At 50.1% G+C, this 25,552-nt stretch carries 26 protein-coding genes; 17 read left to right on the top strand and 9 right to left on the bottom strand.

What is annotated here, in order from left to right; all coding sequences use genetic code 11:
- The 3 genes from ACO6UY_RS08160 to ACO6UY_RS08150 all read left to right on the top strand — a co-directional run.
- The coding region (locus ACO6UY_RS08160) for an ankyrin repeat domain-containing protein (RefSeq protein WP_422461473.1) at window positions 1-1,376 on the top strand (1,376 nt) is incomplete at its 5' end.
- 82 nt (window positions 1,377-1,458) lie between these two features.
- Window positions 1,459-2,343 (top strand): hypothetical protein, encoded by an 885-nt coding sequence (locus ACO6UY_RS08155; RefSeq protein WP_422446880.1) that lies wholly within the window; start codon window positions 1,459-1,461, stop codon window positions 2,341-2,343.
- A 149-nt stretch (window positions 2,344-2,492) separates the two neighbouring features.
- Complete coding sequence (locus ACO6UY_RS08150; protein WP_422446882.1) at window positions 2,493-2,651, top strand: phage minor head protein; 159 nt, start codon at window positions 2,493-2,495, stop codon at window positions 2,649-2,651.
- Here the strand turns inward: ACO6UY_RS08150 and galU are convergent.
- Together galU and ACO6UY_RS08140 are read right to left on the bottom strand one after the other, a co-directional pair.
- Window positions 2,648-3,472 (bottom strand): UTP--glucose-1-phosphate uridylyltransferase GalU, encoded by an 825-nt coding sequence (gene galU, locus ACO6UY_RS08145; protein WP_422446884.1) that lies wholly within the window; start codon window positions 3,470-3,472, stop codon window positions 2,648-2,650. The genes ACO6UY_RS08150 and galU overlap by 4 nt on opposite strands.
- Window positions 3,473-3,539: 67 nt before the next feature.
- On the bottom strand, window positions 3,540-4,907 hold the full coding sequence (locus ACO6UY_RS08140; protein WP_422446886.1) for a phosphomannomutase CpsG: 1,368 nt from the start codon (window positions 4,905-4,907) through the stop codon (window positions 3,540-3,542).
- A gap of 213 nt (window positions 4,908-5,120) precedes the next feature.
- Here ACO6UY_RS08140 and ACO6UY_RS08135 point away from each other — a divergent pair, with 213 nt between their 5' ends.
- The 8 genes from ACO6UY_RS08135 to ACO6UY_RS08100 all read left to right on the top strand — a co-directional run bounded on the left by ACO6UY_RS08135 (window position 5,121) and on the right by ACO6UY_RS08100 (window position 12,970).
- A complete protein-coding gene (locus ACO6UY_RS08135) occupies window positions 5,121-5,672 on the top strand; it encodes a RimK/LysX family protein (RefSeq protein WP_422461475.1) in 552 nt (183 codons plus the stop codon).
- The gene (locus ACO6UY_RS08130; RefSeq protein WP_422489572.1) at window positions 5,669-6,256 is read left to right on the top strand and encodes a hypothetical protein; all 588 of its coding nucleotides are present in this window, start codon (window positions 5,669-5,671) and stop codon (window positions 6,254-6,256) included. The genes ACO6UY_RS08135 and ACO6UY_RS08130 overlap by 4 nt, the downstream gene beginning before the upstream one ends.
- A 30-nt stretch (window positions 6,257-6,286) precedes the next feature.
- Window positions 6,287-6,988: an ATP-binding cassette domain-containing protein gene (locus tag ACO6UY_RS08125; protein WP_422461479.1), complete on the top strand. Its 702-nt coding sequence runs from the start codon at window positions 6,287-6,289 to the stop codon at window positions 6,986-6,988.
- Window positions 6,982-8,139, top strand: coding sequence for an ABC transporter permease (locus ACO6UY_RS08120; protein ID WP_422489571.1), 1,158 nt, complete (start codon window positions 6,982-6,984; stop codon window positions 8,137-8,139). Before ACO6UY_RS08125 ends, ACO6UY_RS08120 begins: the two co-directional genes overlap by 7 nt.
- Before the next feature lie 242 nt (window positions 8,140-8,381).
- The gene (locus ACO6UY_RS08115) at window positions 8,382-9,305 is read left to right on the top strand and encodes a hypothetical protein (protein ID WP_422489569.1); all 924 of its coding nucleotides are present in this window, start codon (window positions 8,382-8,384) and stop codon (window positions 9,303-9,305) included.
- Between the two features lie 209 nt (window positions 9,306-9,514).
- Window positions 9,515-11,107, top strand: a complete 1,593-nt coding sequence (locus tag ACO6UY_RS08110) for a peptide chain release factor 3 (protein WP_422461485.1) — start codon at window positions 9,515-9,517, stop codon at window positions 11,105-11,107.
- 188 nt (window positions 11,108-11,295) lie between these two features.
- Window positions 11,296-12,477, top strand: coding sequence for a CD0519/CD1768 family membrane protein (locus ACO6UY_RS08105; protein WP_422461487.1), 1,182 nt, complete (start codon window positions 11,296-11,298; stop codon window positions 12,475-12,477).
- Window positions 12,478-12,733: 256 nt separating this feature from the next.
- Window positions 12,734-12,970, top strand: coding sequence for a hypothetical protein (locus ACO6UY_RS08100; RefSeq protein WP_101748311.1), 237 nt, complete (start codon window positions 12,734-12,736; stop codon window positions 12,968-12,970).
- Between the two features lie 80 nt (window positions 12,971-13,050).
- Here the strand turns inward: ACO6UY_RS08100 and ACO6UY_RS08095 are convergent, their stop codons facing one another.
- On the bottom strand, window positions 13,051-13,536 hold the full coding sequence (locus ACO6UY_RS08095; protein ID WP_163372544.1) for an FKBP-type peptidyl-prolyl cis-trans isomerase: 486 nt from the start codon (window positions 13,534-13,536) through the stop codon (window positions 13,051-13,053).
- A gap of 142 nt (window positions 13,537-13,678) precedes the next feature.
- Between ACO6UY_RS08095 and ACO6UY_RS08090 the strand changes: the two genes are divergently transcribed.
- The gene (locus tag ACO6UY_RS08090) at window positions 13,679-14,260 is read left to right on the top strand and encodes a DNA-3-methyladenine glycosylase I (RefSeq protein ID WP_422489567.1); all 582 of its coding nucleotides are present in this window, start codon (window positions 13,679-13,681) and stop codon (window positions 14,258-14,260) included.
- On the opposite strand, the gene ACO6UY_RS08085 is transcribed toward ACO6UY_RS08090, so the two are convergent.
- From ACO6UY_RS08085 to ACO6UY_RS08065, 5 genes are all read right to left on the bottom strand, one after another.
- Window positions 14,227-15,207 (bottom strand): hypothetical protein, encoded by a 981-nt coding sequence (locus ACO6UY_RS08085; RefSeq protein WP_422461491.1) that lies wholly within the window; start codon window positions 15,205-15,207, stop codon window positions 14,227-14,229. The genes ACO6UY_RS08090 and ACO6UY_RS08085 overlap by 34 nt on opposite strands.
- A 154-nt stretch (window positions 15,208-15,361) precedes the next feature.
- Window positions 15,362-16,324, bottom strand: coding sequence for a hypothetical protein (locus ACO6UY_RS08080; RefSeq protein ID WP_422467049.1), 963 nt, complete (start codon window positions 16,322-16,324; stop codon window positions 15,362-15,364).
- An 86-nt stretch (window positions 16,325-16,410) separates the two neighbouring features.
- A complete protein-coding gene (locus tag ACO6UY_RS08075; protein WP_422461494.1) occupies window positions 16,411-16,782 on the bottom strand; it encodes a hypothetical protein in 372 nt (123 codons plus the stop codon).
- 89 nt (window positions 16,783-16,871) lie between these two features.
- A complete protein-coding gene (locus ACO6UY_RS08070; protein ID WP_422446913.1) occupies window positions 16,872-17,192 on the bottom strand; it encodes a DUF2288 domain-containing protein in 321 nt (106 codons plus the stop codon).
- 208 nt (window positions 17,193-17,400) lie between these two features.
- Window positions 17,401-18,264, bottom strand: coding sequence for a hypothetical protein (locus ACO6UY_RS08065; protein ID WP_422446915.1), 864 nt, complete (start codon window positions 18,262-18,264; stop codon window positions 17,401-17,403).
- Window positions 18,265-19,100: 836 nt separating this feature from the next.
- Between ACO6UY_RS08065 and ACO6UY_RS08060 the strand changes: the two genes are divergently transcribed.
- Together ACO6UY_RS08060 and ACO6UY_RS08055 are read left to right on the top strand one after the other, a co-directional pair.
- Entirely contained in the window at window positions 19,101-19,451 is a 351-nt protein-coding gene (locus tag ACO6UY_RS08060) for a nitrous oxide-stimulated promoter family protein (RefSeq protein WP_422489565.1), read from the top strand.
- Between the two features lie 402 nt (window positions 19,452-19,853).
- Window positions 19,854-20,630, top strand: coding sequence for a baculoviral IAP repeat-containing protein (locus tag ACO6UY_RS08055; RefSeq protein ID WP_422461498.1), 777 nt, complete (start codon window positions 19,854-19,856; stop codon window positions 20,628-20,630).
- A 172-nt stretch (window positions 20,631-20,802) separates the two neighbouring features.
- Here ACO6UY_RS08055 and ACO6UY_RS08050 read toward each other — a convergent pair whose 3' ends face one another.
- Window positions 20,803-21,525: an SDR family oxidoreductase gene (locus ACO6UY_RS08050; RefSeq protein ID WP_422446921.1), complete on the bottom strand. Its 723-nt coding sequence runs from the start codon at window positions 21,523-21,525 to the stop codon at window positions 20,803-20,805.
- Between the two features lie 428 nt (window positions 21,526-21,953).
- Here ACO6UY_RS08050 and rsxA point away from each other — a divergent pair, with 428 nt between their 5' ends.
- The 3 genes from rsxA (at window position 21,954) to rsxC (ending at window position 25,545) form a co-directional block, all read left to right on the top strand.
- Window positions 21,954-22,538, top strand: coding sequence for an electron transport complex subunit RsxA (gene rsxA, locus ACO6UY_RS08045; protein WP_020581588.1), 585 nt, complete (start codon window positions 21,954-21,956; stop codon window positions 22,536-22,538).
- A 71-nt stretch (window positions 22,539-22,609) separates the two neighbouring features.
- Complete coding sequence (gene rsxB / locus ACO6UY_RS08040; protein WP_163372540.1) at window positions 22,610-23,200, top strand: electron transport complex subunit RsxB; 591 nt, start codon at window positions 22,610-22,612, stop codon at window positions 23,198-23,200.
- A complete protein-coding gene (gene rsxC / locus ACO6UY_RS08035) occupies window positions 23,197-25,545 on the top strand; it encodes an electron transport complex subunit RsxC (RefSeq protein WP_422446924.1) in 2,349 nt (782 codons plus the stop codon). Before rsxB ends, rsxC begins: the two co-directional genes overlap by 4 nt.
- Window positions 25,546-25,552: the final 7 nt, after the last annotated feature.

Below are 25,552 nucleotides of genomic sequence, written 5' to 3'. Positions count from 1 at the left end.
CCCTGTCCAATCTTCTGTTAACCGGTCATTGTGATCAATTGACCAGTATCGTGAACAATGATCTGGACACCCCCCTGGCGTGCTTTGCAAGTTCCGGTAATTTGCCTGGATTGGAATACCTGTTGAAACCGGGCAACCCTCAGGTTCACCAGAAAAATATCCATGGCTCGACGCCCCTGCACATCGCTGCCGAAAACGGGCATGTAGCGTTCGTCAGGGCGTTACTGACCATCGATGGCATTGACGTCAATGTGAAGAGTAACGATGGCTCGACGCCCCTGCACTGTGCTGCCTTAGAAGGCCACGTAGTGTGTGTCAGGGCGTTATTGACCGCCGATGGCATTGACGTCAATGTACAGGATGAAGATGGCTCGACGCCCCTGCACTGTGCTGCCTCAGAAGGCCACGTAGCGTGTGTCAGGGCGTTATTAACCGCCGATGGCATTGACGTCAATGTACAGGATGAAGATGGCTCGACGCCCCTGCACTGTGCTGCCTCAGAAGGCCATGTAGTGTGTGTCAGGGCGTTATTGACCGCCGATGGCATTGACGTCAATGTGCAGAATGAAGATGGCTTTACGCCCCTGTACTTTGCTGTCGCAGAAGGCCACACAGAGTGCATCAGGGCATTACTGTCCACCGACGGCATTGACGTCAATGTGGAGACTAACGATGGCTTTACGCCCCTGTACCGTGCTGTCGCAGAAGACCTCACAGAGTGCATCAGGGTATTACTGTCCTCCGGCAGCATTGACGTCAATGCGAAATCGTCTTCAGACTTTACGCCCCTGCACTGGGCTGCCACGAAAGGTCAGGCAGAGTGCATTCTGGCGTTATTGACCGACGACCGGATTGACGTCAATGTGACGACTAACGAAGGCTGGACGCCCCTGTGCTGCGCTGTCCATTATGGCTATACAGACTGCGTCATGGTGTTATTGAATGCCAAAGGCATTGACGTCAATATGACACTACCCGGGGGCCTTACGCCTCTGCACTGGGCCGCCATAGGCGACAACGTAGAGTGCGTCGTGCTGTTATTGAACGCCAGGGGCATTAACGTCAATCTGAAAACAACCGAGGGTTTCACGCCCCAGCACTGCGCTGCCCAATTTGGCCGGGCAGGGTGCATCAAAGCGTTACTTACAGCTCCCGGCATTGATATCAGTATAAAAAATAGCGATGGCTTGACGCCCCTGGACGTCGCTCGCCAAAATGGCCATGCAGAGTGCGAAAGACTGCTGATTCCACTTTTAACAGTTACTGGTTCATTAACTGATAACCGTGATAGTACTGATGCTGGATTCCTGGCGGTGTCAGAGGAAAGCGCATCAGGAACCGGGTGGGAGTCAAACCCACTGGATTTCAACGATTAAAATAACCAATGGACGACAGTATTCATCGATCCTGCCAGCCTGAAAGTGGTGTCCCCAAATCTAATTAAGGATACAAATGACTATGCCCCCGTTAGCAAGCTCCAATGCACATTCACTGCCTTTACCACCGTCTAATCCAGACGTCAGTGAGGTTGTTTTCGCAGCTTCATTCAATGCCAGTGTTCAAATATCAGCCCCTTGTTCAAGCCGACTTCCTGATTCCGGCGAGCGTCCCGGGCACTCGCTGGATGAACACCAAATTACTGCTCTAAAGTCTGGTGGTGCAAAAACAGAGTCTGTCAAATCACCGGCCAGGTTTCAGGAAAATGATATAGTGCTCGTTTACCCTTATCGTGATTTTGATGGAAATTCCCGTTTTGATTTGGAGGTAAGACTCGAAAGACTTAAAGAAAGGTTAGCTTCGCAATTATGTGAGGAGTTGGCTGAGATAGATCCGAAAGATCTGGCAATCAGCAGTCAGGATTTGCCTTCCAAGGGGCTTACGGAAGAGTGGCTGGCTGATTTCATATTTTCAAAGTTTCCTCCAGAGCTAACAGAATTCCTTAACAAAGACTGGTCAGGTAAAACCCTGTTTGCTCCCGAAGAGTACCAGGTCCTGGCGAGATTCCACTGTGCAATGACTATGTATGATGATGTTTGGGGCTTAAAATATTCACAAGACTGGATGGATGATGAATTTGCAGATTTTTTCATAAATGAGTGCTTACCCCTCCGTGATGGCTGGACCAGCACAGAAATCGATTTAGTTCAGGGTGTGCTGAATCATGGACTGGATCAGTATATGGATTTTAAACCTGAGTTTATTAAACCTTGCCATTATGGTCTATTAAAAGCCGGATGTGTGTCGATCTGCAAAAATTATCATTGTCACTATAGCATCACTGAAAACTGGCAAACATACAAACACATCAAAAACCTTGAGAGCCAGCTGGCAAAGTTGTCATAACACTGCCACTCTTCCATACCAGTTAAAGAATATGCAGCTGGGCAGCGAAAAATTAGAAAAGACATTCAGACCCCACCTGCAGAGCACCTATGCCGTCGGCCAGTGGCAGTGCATCAAGGCCAACAGCAAAACTGCCCGCTATTTGATGTATGACGCCGTGGAAGAGCACCCCCGGGCAGAGCATCAGCAGCACCGCCCGCCCGGTAGACGACCCATTCTGGCAGACACACTATCCACCCAATGGCTGGAATTGCCGGTGTGGTGTGATTCAGCTGACCAAAGAGGAGATGGAGCAGACCTTTTTTTAACGGTACAAATGGTCGTAACAGTAGTTGGTAGCCTCAATAAAGCCCTCAATACTGCCACAGTCAAAACGCTCACCCTTGAACTTATAAGCCATGACACAGCCTCGCTGCGCCTGAGCCATCAAAGCATCGGTAATCTGAATTTCACCACCTTTACCCGGCTGGGTATCATGAATCAGGTCAAAGATGTCCGGTGTCAGAATATAGCGGCCAATGATAGCAAGATTACTGGGCGCATCTTCTCTGGCGGGCTTTTCCACCATATTCTCAACCCGTAGCAGATCTTCTGAAATGTGCTGGCCAGCGATCACCCCATATTTATGCACTTCATCTTCGGGTACTTCCTGCACTGCAACGATACTGCAACGGAACTGCTTATAGAGTTGCGCCATCTGGGCGAGAACGCCGGGCCCTCCGAGATTGATGCAGAGATCATCCGCCAGCACCATGCCGAATGGCTGGTCACCAATCAGCGTCTGCCCGGTTAATACCGCATGGCCAAGTCCCTTCATCTCACGCTGGCGGGTGTAGGAGAAGGTACACTGATCAATCACACTGCGAATATCGGACAGCAGGCTTTCCTTGTCCGTACCGGAAATCTGATGTTCCAGTTCGTAGTTCACATCAAAGTGATCTTCCAGCGAGCGTTTGCCCCGGCCGGTGACAATGCAGATATCCGACATACCGGCCTGCAGTGCCTCTTCAACACCATACTCAATCAGCGGTTTGCTGACGATGGGCATCATCTCTTTGGGCATGGACTTGGTGGCTGGCAGGAACCGGGTACCATAGCCTGCTGCCGGAAAAAGGCATTTCTTGATCATTTAAGGCTCCTTATTTATCCAACTCAAATGAAGAGACTGCTCCTTAATGAGCAATCTCTTGAAAATATCAGTCACGAATCAGCTTCAGCAGCTCGGCAGTTTTTTTCTGCATCAACACATCATCGCCACGACTTTCTACATTCAGACGAATCACTGGCTCGGTATTGGACAGTCGCAGGTTAAAGCGCCATTGACCCATATTCAGGGAGATGCCATCGGTGTTATCAATTTCCAGCGCATCTTGCTGATAGTGTGCCAGCACACGCTTTATAGCGGCCTGGGGATCGGTCAATTGGCTGTTAATTTCACCGGACGACGGGAACATAGCAATCCGCTCACTGACCAGCGCTGACAAGGGGTGACCCTTTCTGGAAATCAACTCAGCGACCAGCAGCCAGGGAATCATGCCGGAGTCACAATAGGCAAAGTCGCGGAAATAATGATGGGCACTCATCTCGCCACCATAAACCGCATCTTCCCGGCGCATCCGCTGCTTGATAAAGGCGTGACCGGTTTTACACAGCACCGGTTCACCACCCGCCGCTTTTACCTGATCGATGGTGTTCCAGGTCAGCCTGGGGTCATGGATGATTTTTGCCGCGGGGTTGTGGGCCAGGAAAGCCTCCCCCAATAACCCGACAATATAATATCCCTCGATAAACTGCCCCTGCTCATCAAACAGGAAGCAACGATCAAAGTCGCCATCCCAGGCAATGCCCATATCGGCCTGATGTTCCAGAACGGCGTCTACCGTTGTCTGACGACACTCAGGCAATAATGGATTAGGAATACCCAGGGGGAAGTGACCATCCGGCTCGTGCAGGACTTTGATAAACTCTACCGGCACACCGGCCACCCGGAATCGCTCCTCGATAGCATCCACCACATGCCCTGCTGCACCGTTACCGGCATTGACCACCAGCTTCATCGGCTTGAGACTGTCAGCCTGGATATACCCCAGAACGTGGCTGATATAATCATCCAGAACAGAGATCTTCTTGTAGCCGCCCCGTTGTGCCGCAGGCTCCCCAAACCGGCTCTCCTCTGCCAGCTGCTGAATCTCCCGCAAGCCGTTATCGCCACTGATGGGTTGCGCACCGGCCTGCACCAGTTTCATACCGTTGTAGTCAATGGGGTTGTGACTGGCCGTCACCTGAACACCGCCATCAACCCCCAGGTGGAATGTGGCAAAATAGATCTCTTCGGTACCGGACAGGCCAATATCCAGCACATTGACCCCGGCATCACGCAGGCCTTCAGACAATGAGTGTTTCAGGGCTTCACTGGTCAGGCGGCTATCGCCACCAACAACGACATCCTTCGGTTTAAGGTGCTCGCCATAGGCCCGCCCTATGCGGTAAGCAATATCTTCATTAAGTTCATCCGGCAGGCGGCCACGGATATCGTATGCCTTGAAGCAGGGAAGCTTGGTCATTTCTCGGTCGCAACGGAAATTAAAAGTCTGTATTTAACTACGAATCCCCCCAAATAGACAAACTGTGTCGGATAAAAAGTACCGGCATGTTAAACGACAAGGCAATACATCAATCACAAAGCCTTTGTGGAGAAAGCCACCTATCAAACCGTCACCTGAATAGCCGATAGCTTTCAGATAAATGCTGAACAGAGTAAAGCGGTTTTCAGAGCTATGAACAGGACCATCCCCCCCCCATCCACGCAGCCATCAGAACGGCTGTTACGGTTCATTACCGTGGTCTTCTTTTCAGGTTTGTCGCTGTCGACACCAGTAGCCAGCCAACCCTGCACCGCTAACGGGCGACCGCTGTTTGGCTATCTGGAAAACGCCACGCTGGTCAATATAAATCAACATAAGGTCGCATCACTGGTTGACAGTGGTGCGACAACCACTGCCCTGGATGCCCGTAATATCCGCATGCATATTAAGAGAAATGGCTATCGCTGGGTTTACTACGATTTCGTTCACCGGGAAAGCCGCCAGAAAACTCCCATGCATCAACCAGTCAGCCGGGTAGCCAGAATAATCACCCATAAAGGTGCGCCCAGTAAACGAGCGGTTGTCCGAAACACCGTAAAAGTGGGCCGGATTACGCGCATTGTAGAAATGTCCTTAATCAGTCGCAGCAATTTTCCTCAACAGTTATTGATTGGTCGCAACTTTCTCAAAGATACCGGACTGATTGATGCTGGAAAGCGATACCTTCAGGAACGCTGCCCATGAACATTCACCACAAAGCAGTGACTGCCTGGCTTATACTGGGCCTGACCGTCGCGATAACGTCAAGCCATGGGAAAGACCGCTCCATTGGGCAAAATATCCATCGGGCTTATGAACCGGCATCCATGCTGCTGGATGTTAACTTGCAACAGGATACCCTTAACCTGTTCCTCTCCATCTCCCCGGAGGCGACGAACGCGATCACCGCACTACCGCCCGGTGCCCTGGCCCGGTCTCTGCAAGAATTCACCCCTCTGGTTACCCTTCCGGACGATGCACAGTGTCGGCAAACGCAAAAGCTGTTTCTTGTTGAGCCGCTTGACCGCCCTGATCCCAAGGCGGAATGGCTGGCTGCACAGCTCAGTGAAATCAACGGCTATCTCGAATACGAATGTCAGCACCCGGAAAACCTGTCTCATTTCACATTCCTGGCTTTTGCAGCAATACCTGACTTAAAGCACACCAGCGTCTGGCTGGTCAGTGACAACTGGCAAAGTAAACAGCAGCTAAGTCAGAAACAGCAGGAGGTTAAGTTGCAGAAACATCCAGCAAAAAGTGATGTGTTTCCGGACTTTTTTAACGATTAAAAAAAGCTGTGCGTTGCAAGAGGGCCATGTATGAGTCAGGCAGTTACCGTAGAAAAGCTTGAATTAAGCAGAGGAAAGCAAAACTGCCTGTCGATACCACTGTTTACGGTAGAGAACGGCGAACGCCTGCAGATTACCGGGTTAAACGGCTCTGGCAAGACCACGCTACTGCAACTGCTGACCGGGTTACTCCTACCGGACAGTGGCAGAATTGACATACTTGGGCAGCAGATTGACAGCCTGTCCAGATCCGGGCGGGAGACATTTCGAGCCGGACAGATAGGCTACATCTTCCAGCAGCCAACATTGGTCCCCTATCTGAATCCACTGGAAAATATTTTACTACCCTGTCGTTTATCCAGGTGGCGCCTGCAGCGGCTGGCAGACCGGAAAACCACGGCGAATTATGAGGCCTACCAGCTGATGGCCGCACTCAACATGGAGAACCCCGAGCTCTTGCGCCAAAGCACCGGCATGCTGAGCATTGGTCAGCAACAACGGGTGGCTATTGCCCGGGCACTGATCGGCTCCCCCCCGCTGATTCTGGCCGATGAAGCCGCATCAGCACTGGACCCGCAGGCGCGAACAACCCTGTATGACATGCTGCTGAAAAGCACCAGAGAACATGCACAGACATTGATCTGTGTTGACCATACCCCTTACCCGGGATTTGACCGCTGTATTGATATGTCAGACATCAACCATTCACAACTGGTGGCCAGGCTATGGTAAACATCCACTGGCTCAGTACTGCACTACTGACCTTTCAGCACGCCATGAAGAGCATGAACTATCGGAAAAAGAACACGCTGATCATGCTGCTGGTTCTGGCCTCTGGTTTTTACCTTGTGTTTCTGTTTCAAGGTATCAAGCAACAAATGATTGAAAGTATTGATCGCTATTCACTGGAAAGCGACCTGATCATCAGTAAAGAAACACCTGCCATGCCCCTGGTTCTGTTCTCGCTATTCCATGTGGGCTCACCACCACCACAAATGCGCCTGAGCCTGCTGAATAAGCTGATAAGCCACCCGGAGATTGAATACGCCATTCCTTATGCCTATGGCGAAACTCACCGGGGAATCACCGTTATTGGTACCAGCGCTGAAGGGATAGCGCGATTGACTCGACATTCAGCCAACCCTGCAAAACACCCACAGAGAAAACAGCAACGGCCGATCAGCCCAGAAACATTACCGCCAGCAACTCACCCGATGGTCGCTTATATCGGGATAAACATCGCCAATACCCTTGGTTACCAAATCAACGATCAGATCACCATTGCCGATGGCAGCGAACCAGGGTTAGAACAAGAATACAACGAGCTATTTACCATCGCCGGTATTTTGCCACGGCAGAATACCCATCAGGATGACAGTATTTACATCCCGATTGAAGGTTTGATAACCGCAAGAAAATCCTACGCAAAAGGCAATACGCCGAGCTGGTCAAGCCCTGATGATATCTCTTTTATCGATATCAAACTGCAGGACCGCATGGCCCTTCTGGCGCTGGAAAAAAGCCTGACTCAATCGGCCACAGAACAAGGCCTGGCGATAACCGCCGCGATGCCAGCCAGAGAACTGGAGCTACTTTATAGCTATCTGAACAGGGCAGCGGTCAGCCTGATATTCATCTCGTTTGTCACGCTCGGGTTGTGCCTGCTGACCCTTTTTTATGCATTGACCCGCAACCTTCAGGAACGAAGGCAGGAAATACAGCTTTATCAGACGCTGGGAATGAGCCAGACCTGCATCAGTGTTATGGCCCTGCTTGAGCCTCTGTTAATTATCTCCGGTGCTCTTGTTCTGGGTTTCATTGCCAGTGAAATGCTGTCAGCCCATACCGCCGATTTTTTCCTGATAACATGGTTAATGAATTAAGGTGATTTAAAAAAGTATTTTTTTGATCCTTGGTTATTAACCCAGACTGAACACGAAAAATTGCCGGGCAAAACAACAAATCAAGCTCATAACCCGGTTAATAACGCTAAGCTGGGAAGGCAATAGAGGGAACTTTTCCATACAACCCGGATCTAATGGAGTTAATCACAGTAGTTACCAAACACGTTGGAAGATTTCATTCCGAATTGATCAGCGGAGAAACTTCCACCCGGAGTGCAAGAATGCCCGCGCAAGTTGTCAACAGGCTACCCAACATAGCCTTACTTCTGGTTCTGACCATTTTTATCACTTATCCGCAGCTTGATTATGCCAGTAGCCATGCTGGATTTCCCGGGCAAAGCCATAGCAACTACTCTCTGCCAATTGACTACCGACATATGGCGCTGTTTCAGCTTAAGCTCAATCGTTATTACTACCCTTCCCGTTCAGGTAACCCCGACTATATTCATATTGAACACACCCATCATCATTCACACCTGGGTTGGTGGGATGGCCCGATTTTCTGGGGAGGCCATACCATTGACGACGATTCTTCCTTCAGTGAACGGGTGTCGGACGGGCTGATTGCGGTTGCAGTGGTGCTGACAGTCATTGCTGTTACCGCAGCAGCCATCTACTCAGTGGTCCATGCAACCTCGCCCTATCTGGGCGCTGCCGGCCTGACATCGATTGAACTCCCGGAAAACTCACCCTGGAAAATTACGGGTTATAAAGTTGCACATGGTGGAGCGATACGATACTCAGATTTTGCCTTCAACGAAGACGCCATGATCAACGCCAGAGAACAGGAAATGTTCGACCGGCAGCAAATGAAGCAAGGCCGCTTTCTTCTCGTTGACCAGGAGAACTGGTGGGGTATTGTCGATTACCCTGTGGACGTTGACGTAACCTTCACCCACTTTGATGACGTTTCAGGCGAAGCCACTGAACAGGTAACGGTGAATGTGCAACGTAAAGTCACCAACGGCATGAAAGCCGGAACCATTTTGCCACGGGTTGTCCACAGGACTCAAAACCTGCAGAAGTATCAACTGGCCACCAGAACCGATTATCCGGCATGGTTCAATTTTTCCAACTGGTATCATCAGCCAGCCCGGATAATGATTGATTTCAAGCCCTCTGGCCCGGTGACACCTCACGATTAATTACCATCTCTTGCCAATTCAGCGAGTTGAAAGTCCGGTCTTCGTTTTTTAAACCACAGAATCACCGGACTGACCGCCAGCCTACTTGCAGTCATCCCCCCGATTTGGATAATTCACCCAAATTTTGATTATTTTCTTGTTTTGTACACATCCCTTCTTTGCGGTAGGCACCTGTGTACAGAGATACGTACACAATTTGGAACCCGCTCATGCCTCCAACAACGTCACCACTTCTCCGGGAAGTTGAAGCCAGACGCACTTTTGCTATCATCTCCCACCCCGATGCCGGTAAAACCACGATTACCGAAAAGCTCCTGCTGCTCGGCGGTGCCATTCAGCTTGCCGGTACAGTAAAAGGCCGCAAGAGCGGGCGTATGGCCACCTCTGACTGGATGAAGATGGAACAGGAGCGTGGTATCTCCATCACCACCTCGGTGATGCAGTTTCCCTATGACGGCCGTACCGTAAACCTTCTGGATACGCCCGGACACGAAGACTTCTCCGAGGACACCTACCGGACACTGACCGCAGTTGACAGCTGCCTTATGGTGATCGATGGCGCCAAAGGTGTCGAAGATCGCACCATCAAACTGATGGAAGTCTGCCGCCTGAGGGACACACCAATATTTACCTTCGTCAATAAAATGGACCGTGAAGTCCGTGACCAGATTGACGTGCTGGATGAAATTGAAGATATTCTGAAAATCCAGTGTGCACCTATCACCTGGCCTATCGGCATGGGTAAACAGTTCAAAGGGGTTTATAACCTCTATACCGATACCATTCATGTGTTCAAACCCGGTCAGGCCAGTGTGGTTCCGGAAGATATCCGAATCAAAGGTCTGGAATCAGCAGAAGCCAGAACCCTGCTGGGTGATCTCCATGAAGAGTTGATGGAGGAAATTGAGCTGGTGAAAGGTGCCAGCCATGAGTTTGACCTGGAAGAGTACCTTGCCGGTCGGATGACTCCGGTCTTCTTTGGTACCGCACTGGCCAACTTCGGCGTTCGGGAAATGCTGGATGATTTTGTCAAGTGGGCTCCCTCCCCCATGCCCCGGGAAACCAATGAACGCACGGTGGTCGCCAATGAAGAGAACTTCTCTGGGTTCGTCTTTAAAATCCAGGCCAATATGGACCCCAAACACCGTGACCGCATTGCCTTTCTGAGAATCTGTTCCGGCAAATACACCCGGAATATGAAAATGAAACATGTTCGTATCGGCAAGGATGTAAAAATTGCCGATGCCGTGACGTTCCTGGCGGGTGACCGTTCCCATGTGGATGAAGCGACCTCCGGTGATATCATCGGTCTGCACAACCACGGGACTATACAGATTGGTGACACCTTTACCCAGGGTGAAATGCTCAAGTTTATGGGCATCCCTCACTTTGCGCCCGAGCTGTTCCGCCGTGTCCGCCTGAAAGACCCATTAAAGCTCAAGCAATTGCAAAAAGGGCTGCAACAGCTCTCGGAAGAAGGTGCTACCCAGCTATTCATGCCAGTGAACAATAATGACCTGATCCTGGGGGCAGTGGGTGTACTGCAGTTTGATGTGGTCATGCGCCGACTGAAAGATGAATACAAAGTTGAAGCGATCTATGAGCCGGTTAACGTCAACACCGCGCGCTGGATTGACTGCAGTGACCAGAAAAAGCTGGAAGAGTTCAAGCGCAAGTGCGCTGATAACCTGGCTATGGATGGCGGTGGCCATCTAACCTATCTGGCACCCACCCGGGTCAACCTTTCCCTGGCAGAAGAGCGCTACCCGGATGTGACTTTCCGCGCGACCCGGGAGCATTGATCGCAACCGATAACCCCGGATATAAAGTGACAGGCAAACAGGTTTGGACTGCCTGTCACTGTGATTAGTTCCATTGTTCAAATCAATAATTTATCTCGCCTGCACTTATTTCTTTTCTGACTAATACCGATACTGCGGGACCAAAAAATATTGTCTAATCTGAAGGTTCCTTTCTTTCTGGTATTTCTATGAGTGATGCAGTCTCGACCAAATCGGAAACCTCAACGGGTGTACGTCAAATCGTAGAGCCGTTAGTCCTTCTTCTCTTGGCAGGACTTTTGTTTGGCTACCTTGGCCAGACTATGGGTGTTACCCACATGTTCAACACCCTCTTCAACACCGCGCACCAGCTGTTGTTAAACACCGTGCTGTTCCTGATGGGGATCACCGTATTGACCGGTGCCGCAGGCCGTCTGCTGATGGAGTTCCATGTCATTTCCCTGATTGAACGGCTGCTGGTGCCATTAATGAGACCTGTGTTCAATCTCCCCGGCCGTGCTGCCATGGCGGCCATGATGACCTTTTTCTCAGATAACCCGGCCATCATTGGCCTGGCAAAAGACAGGCGTTTCAACCACTCCTTTAAGGTTCCCGAAATCATTTCACTGACCAATTTCGGTACCTCTTTTGGTATGGGACTTATTGTCATCACCTTTATGGCAACCCTGCAGAATAATGAGACTGGCGCTACCTATTTCCTGCCGGCCATGATTGGTCTGGGCGGTGCCCTTATTGGAGCCATCATATCCACACGGCTGATGCAGCGCCTTATCCGAAATGATTCCCGGCTGCATGAGCTAAGCATTAAAGATACTCACAGTGAACTTCTGGATGACCACAGCTCCACAGATCCGGTCTGGTTGAGATTCCTCAACGCTCTGCTGGATGGCGGTAAAGGCGGCGTCAAAATGGGGGTAGCGATTATTCCCGGAGTCTTAATCATCAGTACGTTTGTTATGGTCCTGACCTTTGGCGCACCAGTAACCGGCTATACCGGTGGAGCGTTTGAGGGAGTCGCCCTGCTGCCCAAACTGGCCAGCCACGTTACCTGGCTGTTTGAGCTGCTGTTTGGTTTTGATCATGCCGAACTGGTTGCCTTCCCCATTACCTCGCTGGGTGCGGTTGGTGCCGCCATGTCGCTGGTACCAAACTTTATCAGCCAGGGCATTATTGGTGGCAGTGATATTGCTGTGTTTACAGCTATGGGTATGTGCTGGAGTGGTTACCTGAGTACCCATACGGCCATGCTCGACTCTCTTGGCTTTCGCCAGCTCACCTCAAAAGCCATTCTGGCTCATACGGTTGGTGGTATCTGTGCCGGTATCGCTGCCCGTTATCTTTACCTGCTGCTCAGTCCTTTTATTGGCTAACAGCCGGAACAAACAATCAACCCATCGGATGAGTTGATTGTTTGTTTTTTCGCTTGGGAACGGCAAAAACAGTATCCGCAATAATATCCCCCTCCAGATCGCGATCAAGTGACTCAAACCAAGGTCTAACGGTCAAAAATCATTTCCGGAGCCATATTTAAGATTCTACAGATATAAGCAGAAAGCTTATTACACCCACAGATTTTAAAAAACTGGACTGATCAGTCCGGAATACTGAATTGGTAAGGAGAGATGTATGCGCCTGAACCTTCTGTTAGCACCGCTACAACAGGTAATCGATACCATGCATAAGGGAAAAACCTTCAAGATCCGGGTGCTGATGGAGGAGCTTGGCCTGTGGGAACATCAGGATGATCTGCAAAAAATGAGAACAGCCCTGGCTTTTCGCTCCATGGTGGAAAGTGGCGTGCTTAGCAATATTCAGCTTCTCACTCACCATAAAACCCGCCATGCGGTTTATATCACGATATAATTGCCATAAAGAAGCCGGAGATATCCGGCTTATGAGATCAACGTTCTGCTCAACGCTTCACACTGTGGGATTTGATAGACTCAGTGAACATGTCCGCCAGGCCCATGCACATGACCGTGGTCCAGCTCTTCCTTGGTGGCTTCACGAACCTCAACCACTTCAACGCTAAAGTGCAGATTCTCACCCGCCAGGGAATGGTTAGCGTCGATCACCACCTGGTTCTCTTCATCATCAATAGCCACCACGGTGACAATACGTGGGCCAATGGCGGTATCGGCATGGAACTGGTTACCCACCTCTACAGGATGGTCACCAAACTGCTCTTTCGGTACCGGCTGCACCAGACTTTCGTCGTACTCGCCGTAGCCTTCAGCAGGCTCAACCACCACATCAAACTTGTCCCCAGCCTGCTTGCCTTCCAGGGCATTTTCCAGTCCTTCGACAATATTGTGCTCACCGTGAAGATAAGCCATGGGCGACTCGCCTTCCGAACTGTCGAGAACTTCTCCCGCATCATTTTTCAGAGTGTAATGGAACAGAGCCACTTTCTCTTTGGCTATCTTCATCTGTTTATGCCCTTAATAAAGTAAACAACTATCTTAACTGCCATTGTTACTGGTAGCCAGAAAACTGCAAATAAATGCGTTATCTGATCTAATTGGCAAACTACCCCTGTTGGCAAGCGCCTGATAAAAGGAGTTTTTTATCTTGAACGATTCTCGATGCAGCTGGTGCCATGGCGATGAACTCTATACCCAATACCATGACACAGAGTGGGGGGTTCCCTGTCATAACGACCAGAAACTCTTTGAATTCCTGATTCTTGAAGGTGCCCAGGCAGGTCTGAGCTGGATCACCATCCTGAAGCGCCGGGAAGGCTACCGGACAGCATTTCATCAATTTGACGTTCAACAAGTGGCCAGAATGACAGACCCGGATATTGAAAAGCTGATGCAGGACGCTGGCATTATCCGCAACTGGCTGAAAATCCGGAGCGCCATTAACAATGCCAAGGCGTTCATCCGGGTGCAAGAGGAATTTGGCAGTTTCAGCCAGTATCTGTGGTCGTTTGTAAACCATCAGCCCATCATCAACCGGCGACAATCCATGAGTGACGTACCGGCCACCACAGATATTTCAGACCGGATGAGTGACGATCTGAAAAAACGCGGTTTCAGTTTTGTTGGCAGCACGATCTGTTATGCCTATATGCAGGCGATAGGGCTGGTGAACGACCACTTGGTCAGTTGCCCATCTTATCTAACCGAAAACGCTATTGCTTCTTCATAGGTCGGTGGTTGCTCTTGTGGTGCTGGTTTATTAATCAAGGGAACTGCTTGTGTTCCATGCTTGCAGGTTGTTTGTGTTCCCTGCCCACAAGTGGCTGGCGCTGTCGGCGCAGGGGCTCTTTGAGCAGAGGGAGCTGGCAGTCGGTACATTTCCTCCGGATTATACCGGGTTCTTTCCATATCATTTGGGTTATGGAATGCTGCTTTAATTAATTGATAGCTTGATGCATCAGGGTTGTAGTACTTGAATTGCTGATACCTGGCATGGACGTTGGCGCAGCAACCAATACCGAAAAACACCCCCGCAAGGACCGCCATTCCACCGAAGATACACAAGGCCTCGAACCCTTCGCTCTCGTAAAAAGAGGTGGGCTCAGAAGTCGTGTTCAGGTTTGTCGTTGAATAGGCAAAGGGTGGGTTGTATGGGGTATCTGCCACATTTACCCCATTACTGTAAGCGTAGGTCATGCTGCAGCCAGGCGCGCCATCAGGGCATACCGGTCTGGTACTCACCGGGTGGGCACCCGCCAGAGCAGGCATTGCCGCCAAAAACATCAGACTCTGTTTTATGTCCGGAAATACGCCAGGGAACTGCCCTGATTTCATCAAATGCTGAAGGGCGAAACCGGCGACATTGTGTATCAGCTTATTGCCGCCCTGCAGACCGGCCTGTAAGGTCTCATTGACAAGCTGTACTCCGTAACCAGAGAGGGATTTGTCTGTTTTACTAATGATTTTATCCGGGCACACCGACTGGCTGGGGTGTGCGCAGTTGACAACCCTGCCATTAGTCATTGACACCTGAGGAGAACATTCGATTTGGGAAGCTGCGTCCTTTTTGATAGCAACCATTTGCGCATGAGGCGAGCTGGATGACGATTCAGGGATAGCGTGCATTTTTGAAATTCCTTTCGAAACAATCTGCTGATTTTGACCATCAATCGGCAATCAAGTTCAATCAAGAAGATTGATGTGATTGGCATCATTACAGTGGACATGGATAAGAATGCTCCGAAAATCAGACGCAGGAGGATGAATCGAAAGGCTTGAGGGTTACCTGAAAAGCAAATGGTCATGTACCTGATGCCTGAGGATTTTCAGGCTAAGTACGTGTTGCTTCATCATAGGTTGGTGGTTGTTGCTCTTGTAGTGGTGAGTCATTAATCACTGGATACGTTTGTGTTCCCTGCTCGCAAGTTGTTTGTGTTCCCTGCTCACAAGTGGTTGGCGCTGTCGGCACCGGGGCTCTTTGAGTATGGGGAACTGGCACCGACGCAGGGGGGCTTTGAGCAGGGCGAACTGGCAGTTGATACCTTGCCCGCCAGTTATACCGGGTTCTTTCGAGATCATTTGGGTTATTGAAAGCTGCTTTAATGAGTTCACGGCGTGATGCATTAGGGTTTTGGTACTTGAATCGCTGATACTCGATATGGACGTGAGAACAGTATGCATAAGCGCAACACAAGCCCACAAGAGCGGCAATTCCACCGATGACACACAAACCAACAAACCTTTCGCTCTCGTAAAAAGAGGTGGGTTCAGAAGTCGTGGTCAGGTTTGTCGTTGGGTAGATGGAGGCTGGGGTGTATGAGGTAGCTGACTCGTTTACCCCATTACTGTTATCGGAGGTCATGCTGCTGCCAGGCACACCATCAGGGCATGCCGGCCTGGTACTCATCGGGTGGGCACCCGCCAGAGCAGGCATTGCCGCCAAAAACATCAAGATCTGTTTTATGTCTGGAAATACGACAGGGAATTGCCCCGATTTAATCACATGCTGAGAGGTGAAACCGGCGACACTGCGTATCAACTTATTGCTGCCCTGCTGACCAATCTGTAAGACCTCTCTGGCAAACTTTACACCGTAATCAGACAAGGATTTGTCTGCCGTAGTAATACTGTTATCCGTATCCGGGCAGTCCGGCGGGCTGGGTTGTGCGCAGCTGACAGCCCTGCCGCTGGGCATTGTCACCTGGCAACAACCTTCGGTTTGGGAAGCTGCATCTTTTTTACCAACCAGCTGCGAATAGCGCAGGCCTGATGGCGGATCAAGAGAAGCATGCATTTTAGTATTCCCCTTTCCAAGAAATCTGTTATTACAGACCATCAGTCGGCAATGTAAGTTCAATCAATGGCAACAGATGACTCTTGTTATTTCTCCTCCCCCCAGTTTATCGCTAAAGACATTTCAAAAGAGGGTGGACAACGCAGAGAGATCAGGTTTCGAGAAATAATGATATCCTCAAGACAGCTATTTTTGAGATCAACCAGGGATTTCAGGCAACTGTAAGTAAGAACACAAGCGTTGGTTGCCAGTGTAGCCACTGTTCTGGCCGACAGGTTTCTGCCTTCCTGAAGGCATTGCAGCAGACTTAAACTGGTTCCCATGGTAGCGGAAAGACACATGACACAATGACCTTGCCACTGAACCAGGGGTGAACAGTTAGCCAGACCATAATTGAGATTTACGGCAGCTGTCAGGCCAAGCCCCGCCAAACCAGTTGCTAAATTGCCAATATTCATGGTGTCTCCAATCTCTGCTTCAGTTATCCTCCCTGCTCAGACATTTGAAAATAGTGAAAGGTTCATTATCCCTTATTCCGAAACAGCCCCTAACGTCTTTCCTGCTCTCTTTCCTGCACCAGTACCCAGGGGCGAACCACAACCGCCCACAGATCACGATTATCGGTAACCCAGGACCGGGCCTGCTCATCGCTGACTGCCCCCAGGACACCCTGTTCAACCCAGGCTTCTACCGCTGATTTATTGTCTACCGAGATCTGATAGCCAACATCAATCAGGTCCAGCGAATCATCTACCAGCAGCACAACCCCCTGGGCAAAGTAACGCAGCAGTTCGGACCAGGCTATTAATGAGGTTTCCTGATTTAATTTGGCCTTTTCAAGCAATTCACGGCTAACCGTCTCAGACATCTTTTGCTTCCCATTTAATTGCACAGAGATTGTACAAACCGACAATTTTTTTATAACGGTGGGCGGGAGCATAACAGCACATAACACTAAAGTGAAAACGCTCAAAAGGGCCCTGTTGACGTTTCGTTGCTTACTCGCAACGCGTCAACAAGCCCTGATAAGAGTTGAGCTGACTTTGTCTTTAATGGAGAGAAGCCCCGGTTCTCTTCTATACGGCACCTTGACTGATGCTCAAAGCTGCAAAATCTGCACTATCGGTGATGGTTATCTGTTTGTTTTGCAATTTGAACAACGCCCCGGGAGACCGATCAATACTGGCTTGTTGCCCGCTGTAAAAGTGCCTGGTGAGTTGATCAATGCTGTCACTGTATTCTGAATATGCAAACACCTGTGCAGACCAGCCAGCCTGGAGAATGAATTCTTTTAGTTCATTGAGTGCCTTTTCAGCCCTGATGATAGGGGAACCGATAGCCTTTTGTTGATTCAAATGAGATAACACAATGCTTTTGAACTTCAGGCCGAGTGCTTCACAATTCTTTTTATAGAATTCTGAAAGGTAAACCTCCGGCTCACCTGAGACATTTATTGAAACTTTAATAAACTGCATTGATGAACTCATCCATGATATTGAAGAATCAAGTTCACCAACGAACTTTTCAAGATCTGAATGTTGATCTTCTGCTCCAATTAATAAGAAAACAGAATTTGCCCTGGCAATCTCACAGGGTGCGCCTGACACTATATATCCACCAGTATTACAAGGTGCTGTCTCTTGACTGTTGCCATGCGTGGGTGTGGGCGGGTTAAATTCTAAAATGACAATCGCACTATTTTCTTTATCTGTGGTCCGGAGTTGCTGACCATTTAACTTTTTGTTCAGGTAGGTGGTTGCTGTAGTAAAAAACCGGACATTTTTTCCCTCTATAAACTGCTTTCTGACATTTTTAAGGGTCGGTGAAGACCCCGGGGAACGAGAGGAATCCTCGACATAATCAATATCTATACAGCGCCAGGCAATTTTTTTATCTGATACCCCGCTCTTGGTGATTTGCTGGTGAATCAGCTGCTCCATCAACAATGCTCCAGCCCCCATGGATATAAAAGTTACCCGACTGTCCGGCAGTTTTTGCAGATAGTCGCACACCCATTGAGTCACCTTGTTGATCACCTTTATACGGGATTTTATGCTGTCAATTTCGTCATAAACATTAAAACTCAGGTACCCCAATTTAACACAGGTTAGTGATTCATTGCTTGCCTCCGATACTTCCCGTCGATGGATAAACTCACTGGTATGGATATCTTTATACTCAAGCTTCTTTGCTACCAGGGGGAGGCGCTTGAATAAATCATCAATTTCCTGAAGCTTAACACTGGGCAGGTCGTGATAGATCATTTCTTCAACCATACGATGAATTGCTTCTTTTTTTTCTGACTCTGTTCCACCTGAAGGAATTTTTTTGAGCAGCGAGAGGCAGGCTTCGTTTGTCAGTTTTAATACAGTTCTCAAGGACAAGGGTATTTTTTGATGTTCGATGATATATCGTGAAACAGTCTCCTTTACAGCACTGGGGTTAACAGTAATGTTCTCTGGTAATGACTGACCAGCAGCCTGAGGCTCTGGTGTAGAAGGGGTACTGTGGCAGCTGCTGATAGTGGTTTGCATAATTACTGACTCAAGTGATTATTTTAATGGGCTGAGCAAATTTGTTCAGTACTTGAGTAGTAGAAATAACTTCTTGAGAAAAGTTCAGTTTTGTCACTGGTCAACTGGTATAAACGACACGAATAGGCTGGTTCTCAATGGCTATCAGACTTCGTCAGTGCCATTTTCGAATGGCCTGATTTGGCAATCAAGGCGGATTATGGGAGGATGGCTTCCTCGAAACAGAGAAGGTTACGTTGTTTATGCCCCTCGCTCTCAAAGGCCGCCTGAAAGATCACCCCAGGCTGGCCCGTGAATATTTTACCGTTACCCGCATGATTGAGCTTTACTGCCACCACCACCACCAGCACCCCACCCTGTGCAATGAATGCCTGTCTCTGCTGGCTTTCAGCAAGCGACGGCTTGAACGCTGTATTTATGGCGTCGAAAAACCCACCTGCGCTAACTGCCAAATCCACTGCTATAAACCAGAACAACGCCGACAAATTCGTGAAGTGATGACATGGGCTGGCCCTCGCCTGCTACTTAAACATCCCGTTCTGACCATTCAACACCTTTTTGATCAACGCAGGGCTGCGCCGGTGCCCCCCTAAGCCGGGAGCAATTGAATGAGCTGAGGGAACTTTCCTGTAAGAAACTGGTCAGAGAGCTATAAACAAATATACCTCTGGACGGATCTAAATATGGAATGTCATTGGCTTAACCCGAATGTTTTTCGAGCCCCACAGCGTGGATACCTTCTTCTTCTACCTAGAGAGCCCGGGGAAGAGAGACATACACCGGTTCACTTTCGTAACCCCCTGACGGGCAACTCATTTACTGGTCTTCGTTTTGCACCGGTTCCAGGATTACTAGTAACTCACGCGCCTCCCCACACGCCGTTCGAGCCAAGGGATCTGCATACCCGTAAATCACATCATGCACCTTCCGGGCATGTTTATACCCGGCTTCCCCACGAGCCCCCCCCAAGCCCTTCTCAACGAAATGATATGCTGATGGCCAAAGCAGCCACATTCAAGGGCTTTGAGAAGAACTTCCCCTATCATACTCCGAGGGAATTGGCTGAAGCGGGATTTTCCTGCAGTGAATATAGTGACTCAGTTTATTGTGATAAATGTGATATGCATGTTGGCAACTGGAAACCTGATGATATCCCATGGATTGAACATACTCGCCTGTCGCCAGACTGCGCGATCGTGAAGTGGGAAATGGGTCAATCATTTATCAAAACGATTAAAGAGTCATTTGATGTGGAAAAACAATTAAAACAGCACTGCGATCAACACACTCCTGTAAAAGAGAATCCTTACAATACGCTTGTAAAATTCAGACTGAGCTGGCCTTACCAACAACTTGAACAGATTTACAATAAAAACCTTAAAGATCTTCCAGAACAAATGCGCAAGGTCGAACAAGCCTTTATTCATTGGCATTATACTGAAAACCTCTCTGGAAATAGCACTTTGCACGCTTCCTGTATTCTAAGCCTGCTTGATCCCCGGAACCATAACAAGCCGGCCATAGCTGAATCCTGTAGAAGATACGAGCAGGAATACAATGAATACCTGGATCAATTAAAAGAATTAAAAGAATTAAAAGAAGTGCAAAAGCTAATTGTTCAGTTGAAAAATGAGCGCATTGCACTCTTTGAACAAGTAAATCAGCAAAGGCAAATAAGAACCAAGGCTGAACAAGAGGGTGAAGATGCAAAGATCGCCCGTAGACTTCAAGAACAGTACAACAATGGACAGTTTCAATTACCTGCCCACTAAGTCAGAAAATATGATTTCATTTGGTTAACTACGTAGTTTCATTTGAGGACTCGAGTTGGCTTGCATGCACTATGAATTCACATGCAAGCCGACTTTCATCGAGACCATTTGCAACATGTTCGCGACAACCCCGGGGTCGTCGGAATCAGGTGCCTGTCAAAGCGGAAATTCTCTACGCCGTTTGTCGGGTAGCCGTCACTACCAGTTCACGGATACAGACATTTTGCGGCTGCTGATACACAAAGGTAATACAACGGGCAATATCCTCTGCCGTAATAACGCCGCCCATGCCGTGCTTCCACTGCTCATAGCCCTCCTTGATGTCACTGGATGTGGTATGGCTCAGCAGCTCAGTTTCTACCGCTCCCGGTGCGATGGTTACCACCCGTACACTGTCGTCAGCCAGCTCTTCTCTCAGGGTTTCAGACAAACCATGCACGGCAAACTTGGTGCCACAATAGGCCATATGATTTGGAAAACTTTTGATACCAGCCACTGAGCTGATATTGAAGATGGTTCCCCCTTTTCTGGCTTTCATCTGATGGGCAACAGCATGGATGCCATTCAAAACACCTTTGATATTCACATCAACCATGTTGTCCCACTCGGCAGGATCCTGTTCATCGACACGCCCCAGCTGCATTAGCCCGGCATTGTTGATAAGACAGTCTGTAGGTCCATAGCGGGACTCGGCCTCTTCGATAACCAGTTTCAGGGCATCACGATCCGTCACATCCACTCGTCGGCAAAGTGCGTCAGTCAGATCCAGGGCCTCCAGGCGCTCGACCCTTCTGGCCAGTAATAACAATGGATGTCCAAGCTGACTCATGGCCCTGGCAACGGCTTCACCAATACCAGAGCTGGCTCCGGTAATAACAACCAATGGTTTATTCATGGCAGGACTCCTGCTGGAGTATATGTAGGGATTTCAGTCCACCGGCTTGTGGTGAACCGGGTGCGGATGTATTTACATGCAGATAACTATGATAGCTGATCTGAAAAGGCTTATTGATGAGAAAACAGCATTCGTTGACTGTTATTCGGTTTTCTTCAGCCCAATTAGAGGCATCACTACATGCATCCTCCCTGTTGTGGCGTTATAATCCCCGCCTCCTGAGCCAGGAGGCTGTTCAATTAAGACTCAATGAGTCTTCCGGAAAAAGCACCCAAACCAGTTACCGGCCTATCGTTATTCGATTTGCATCTTTAAACATGATTTATCTGCTTTTCCCAGAAATATATACTTGACGCCCTCCATCAGGCATTCAATAGCATTTTTGATCGACCGGCTCTAAGAGCCTGGCATTGCGGCAGGAAACCCCAATGAGCGAACTGATACTGATTCTGGTCAGCGCCATACTGGTTAACAACTTTGTACTGGTCCAATTCCTTGGGTTGTGTCCTTTTATGGGCGTGTCCAACAAGCTGGAATCGGCCATGGGTATGTCGATGGCCACCACCTTTGTGCTGACACTGGCCTCTATCTGCAGCTATCTAACGTATAAGTACATCCTATTGCCACTGAATCTGGAGTTTCTGAAAACCATCTCATTCATTCTGGTGATTGCCGTGGTGGTGCAATTCACCGAGATGGTGGTGCGCAAAACCAGCCCGCTGCTGCATAAGGTGCTGGGCGTTTTCCTGCCACTGATCACCACAAACTGTGCGGTACTCGGGGTTGCCCTGCTGAACACCAACCGAATGGACAGCTCCCTGGTAGATTCAGCCACCTACGGCTTTGGTGCGGCGGCCGGTTTTTCCCTGGTACTGGTGCTGTTTTCCGCCATGCGTGAGCGCATCGCCGCAGCGGATGTACCAACGCCATTCAGAGGGGCAGCCATTGGTATGATCAGCGCCGGTCTGATGTCGTTGGCCTTTATGGGTTTTACCGGACTGATCAAACTGTGAGTGCAGGATTTCAAACCATGATGAGAAATGCCAGACGTGATAAAAAGCTGAAGGAGCGGTTGCGTTAGTCCATGGACATTGTTCTTTACGCCATTGGAGCCCTGCTGGCTCTTGCCCTGATTTTCGGGGCGATTCTCGGTTTTGCTGCTATCCGCTTTAAGGTGGAAGGCAACCCGATTGTTGACCAGATTAATGAAATTCTGCCCCAGACCCAATGTGGCCAGTGCGGTTATCCGGGGTGTCGCCCTTATGCAGAAGCCATTGCCAATGGTGATGCCATCAATAAGTGCCCGCCCGGTGGTCAGGCAACCATCAACACACTGGCGGACCTGCTGGATGTGGAGCCTGAGCCGCTGGATGCGGAACATGGGCAGGAGTCGGTCACCAAAGTTGCCTTTATCCGGGAAGCGGAGTGCATCGGTTGTACCAAGTGCATTCAGGCCTGCCCGGTGGATGCCATCCTGGGTGCCGCCAAACAGATGCATACGGTGATTTCCGATGAGTGTACCGGCTGCGATCTCTGTGTTGAGCCCTGCCCTGTTGACTGTATCGAAATGCGTCCTGTGGATATCACAGTCAGGACCTGGAGCTGGGCGCTGCCCCAGCCGAATCATGGCAAGGCTGGCTTGATTGCCACTGACCTCAGGGGGCAGACCGTATGAATGCAATTGTCAAAAGTCCACACCAGGACATACAGAGCCCTGTGGCCGGGAGCCAGGTGATAGCCAGTTCTGAACGCAAAATCTGGCCACTGACCGGTGGGGTTCACCCGGAAGAAAACAAGCATCAGTCCACCAGCCGCCCTGTCAGTGCTGCGCCTCTGCCTGAAACACTGGTGCTGCCATTGTCGCAACACGCCGGTTTGCCTGCTGATCCGCTGATCCGCGTGGGAGACAAAGTACTCAAAGGCCAGATGATTGCCAAAGCGTCCGGCTTTGTCAGTGCCGCGTTGCATGCGCCCACTTCGGGCACTGTTACCGCCATTGAGAACCGTCCGATTCCCCATGCCTCCGGCTTTTATGACCTGTGCATCATTCTCGAAACCGATGGTCAGGAGCAATGGTGTCAACTGGCACCCGTAGTGGATTATCGTCAACTGTCGTCTGCTGAACTGGTAGAAAAAGTGCGTGATGCCGGCATCAGCGGTATGGGTGGCGCTGGCTTCCCTACAGCCATCAAACTGGCACCCGGCACAGCAATCAATACCCTGATTATCAATGGTACGGAGTGTGAGCCCTATATTACCGCCGACGATATGCTGATGCGGGAAAAGGCCGATGCGGTGATTCAGGGCGCAGAAATCCTCCAATACATGCTCGGTGCCCGGGAGTGCCTGATCGGTATTGAAGACAACAAGCCGGAAGCCATCGCCGCGATGCGCAGGGCGGCGACCGGCAAAAATATAGACATTGTCGTTTTCCCCACCATCTACCCTTCCGGTGGTGAAAAACAGCTGATCCAGATTCTTACCGGTCAGGAGGTGCCTTCCGGAAAACTGCCTGCGGATCTGGGCATGGTGGTTCAGAACGTGGGAACAGCCGTTGCCGTCAAAGACGCCATTGTGGACGGCAAGCCGCTGATCTCACGCATCACTACCCTCACCGGGGATGCCCTGGCAGCGCCACAAAATGTCGACGTATTGATCGGTACACTGGCTCAGGACCTGCTGCAATATGCGGCGCTCAAAACGTCCGAATTATCAACGCTGGTGTTTGGCGGCCCCATGATGGGCTTCACTGTTGATCGCATGGATATCCCGGTAATCAAAACCTCAAACTGCCTGATTGCCGCGACGGAGGATGAATTTCCGGCAGCACCGGATGCCCAGGCCTGTATCCGTTGCGGGCACTGTGCCGAAGCGTGTCCGTCGTCATTGCTGCCCCAGCAGCTTTACTGGCACGCCAGGGCTGAGAACCATGAGCAGCTTATGCACCACAATCTCTTTGACTGTATCGAGTGCGGTGCCTGCTCCTTTGTCTGCCCGTCGTCTATTCCGCTGGTTCAGTATTACCGGGCATCCAAAGGCGCTATTCGCACCCAGGAAGCCAAACACACCAAGTCGGAGCGCTCGAAACAGCGCTATGAAGATCGCCTGGCCAGACTGGAGCAGGAAAAAGCCGAGAAAGAGGCCAAACGAAAAGCCAATGCCGAACGGGCAGCAAAACTGAAGGCGGCCAAAACAGCGGAACAAACCGGAAGTGACGCCAAAGCCGAAGAAGACCCGATCCAGGCCGCTATCGCCCGGGCCAAGGCACGAAAAGCAGCGGCGGCTACCGGGAACTCCGAGCCCACGTCAGCCAGGCAAGCGCCTGACAGACCGCTCTCTGCCAAACAGAAAGAGCTGAAAGTTCAGCTGTCCATGGCCAAAGCTCAGGCCAAAAAGACAGAGAGAGCGCTGGCTACCGCAGAAGCTTCTGCTGAGCTTAAAGGCGACAGGGGAGATATTGAACAACTGAAGTCTAATCTGGCGATGCTGAATGAGCAGGTGAGTAAACTTCAGCAGGCGTTTGATGAAAACAGTCAGGATTCTGCCAGCAAAGACAGTCCAGAGAAGCCCGCTAAAGCAGCCAAACCGGCACTCTCAGACAATGAGAAGAAACGCAAGGTTGAACTGGCCATGGCCAAAGCGGCCTTGAAAAAAGCAGAGCGCGCACTGGCAGCCGCGGTTGAGAGCAACAACGAGAACACCGAGTCGTTCAAGCAGGCCGTCGAAGCGTGCCAGGCCAACATCAAGCGCCTCGAAGCTGAAGCTTCAGAGCCTCCGACAGAAACGGCAATAACCCCTTCTGCGGATGCCAAACCAACAGCAACAAAGGCCAAAGCGCCGTTAACTGATGAAGCAAAAAAGCTGAAAATCGAGTCGGCCATGGCCAACGCTGCGGTGAAAAAACTTCAGCGAGCGATCGCCAGTGCCGGTGAAGATGAGCAGGATACGCTGAAACACCAGCTGGTGGCAGCGGAACAAAAGGCGGCTGAGCTGAAACAGGCTCTGGAGAGTCTCTCGTGACTTACAG

It is taken from the genome of Endozoicomonas sp. ALE010, from assembly GCF_049310165.1.
Taxonomy (GTDB): domain Bacteria; phylum Pseudomonadota; class Gammaproteobacteria; order Pseudomonadales; family Endozoicomonadaceae; genus Endozoicomonas.
Note: the sequence above shows the minus strand (reverse complement) of the source record. Positions and strands in the feature narration are given on the sequence as shown.

Bases quoted from the DNA above. Each gene is read 5' to 3' on its own strand.
- ACO6UY_RS08125 (WP_422461479.1), top strand. From the start codon at position 6,287: ATGAGTCAGGCAGTTACCGTAGAAAAGCTTGAATTAAGCAGAGGAAAG.
- ACO6UY_RS08140 (WP_422446886.1), bottom strand. From the start codon at position 4,907: ATGACCAAGCTTCCCTGCTTCAAGGCATACGATATCCGTGGCCGCCTG.
- ACO6UY_RS08080 (WP_422467049.1), bottom strand. From the start codon at position 16,324: ATGCATGCTTCTCTTGATCCGCCATCAGGCCTGCGCTATTCGCAGCTG.
- ACO6UY_RS08105 (WP_422461487.1), top strand. From the start codon at position 11,296: ATGAGTGATGCAGTCTCGACCAAATCGGAAACCTCAACGGGTGTACGT.
- galU (WP_422446884.1), bottom strand. From the start codon at position 3,472: ATGATCAAGAAATGCCTTTTTCCGGCAGCAGGCTATGGTACCCGGTTC.
- ACO6UY_RS08120 (WP_422489571.1), top strand. From the start codon at position 6,982: ATGGTAAACATCCACTGGCTCAGTACTGCACTACTGACCTTTCAGCAC.
- ACO6UY_RS08100 (WP_101748311.1), top strand. From the start codon at position 12,734: ATGCGCCTGAACCTTCTGTTAGCACCGCTACAACAGGTAATCGATACC.
- ACO6UY_RS08070 (WP_422446913.1), bottom strand. From the start codon at position 17,192: ATGTCTGAGACGGTTAGCCGTGAATTGCTTGAAAAGGCCAAATTAAAT.
- ACO6UY_RS08075 (WP_422461494.1), bottom strand. From the start codon at position 16,782: ATGAATATTGGCAATTTAGCAACTGGTTTGGCGGGGCTTGGCCTGACA.
- ACO6UY_RS08115 (WP_422489569.1), top strand. From the start codon at position 8,382: ATGCCCGCGCAAGTTGTCAACAGGCTACCCAACATAGCCTTACTTCTG.
- ACO6UY_RS08130 (WP_422489572.1), top strand. From the start codon at position 5,669: ATGAACATTCACCACAAAGCAGTGACTGCCTGGCTTATACTGGGCCTG.
- rsxA (WP_020581588.1), top strand. From the start codon at position 21,954: ATGAGCGAACTGATACTGATTCTGGTCAGCGCCATACTGGTTAACAAC.
- rsxB (WP_163372540.1), top strand. From the start codon at position 22,610: ATGGACATTGTTCTTTACGCCATTGGAGCCCTGCTGGCTCTTGCCCTG.
- ACO6UY_RS08150 (WP_422446882.1), top strand. From the start codon at position 2,493: ATGACGCCGTGGAAGAGCACCCCCGGGCAGAGCATCAGCAGCACCGCC.
- ACO6UY_RS08050 (WP_422446921.1), bottom strand. From the start codon at position 21,525: ATGAATAAACCATTGGTTGTTATTACCGGAGCCAGCTCTGGTATTGGT.
- ACO6UY_RS08155 (WP_422446880.1), top strand. From the start codon at position 1,459: ATGCCCCCGTTAGCAAGCTCCAATGCACATTCACTGCCTTTACCACCG.
- ACO6UY_RS08060 (WP_422489565.1), top strand. From the start codon at position 19,101: ATGCCCCTCGCTCTCAAAGGCCGCCTGAAAGATCACCCCAGGCTGGCC.
- rsxC (WP_422446924.1), top strand. From the start codon at position 23,197: ATGAATGCAATTGTCAAAAGTCCACACCAGGACATACAGAGCCCTGTG.
- ACO6UY_RS08095 (WP_163372544.1), bottom strand. From the start codon at position 13,536: ATGAAGATAGCCAAAGAGAAAGTGGCTCTGTTCCATTACACTCTGAAA.
- ACO6UY_RS08055 (WP_422461498.1), top strand. From the start codon at position 19,854: ATGGCCAAAGCAGCCACATTCAAGGGCTTTGAGAAGAACTTCCCCTAT.
- ACO6UY_RS08065 (WP_422446915.1), bottom strand. From the start codon at position 18,264: ATGGAGCAGCTGATTCACCAGCAAATCACCAAGAGCGGGGTATCAGAT.
- ACO6UY_RS08110 (WP_422461485.1), top strand. From the start codon at position 9,515: ATGCCTCCAACAACGTCACCACTTCTCCGGGAAGTTGAAGCCAGACGC.
- ACO6UY_RS08135 (WP_422461475.1), top strand. From the start codon at position 5,121: ATGAACAGGACCATCCCCCCCCCATCCACGCAGCCATCAGAACGGCTG.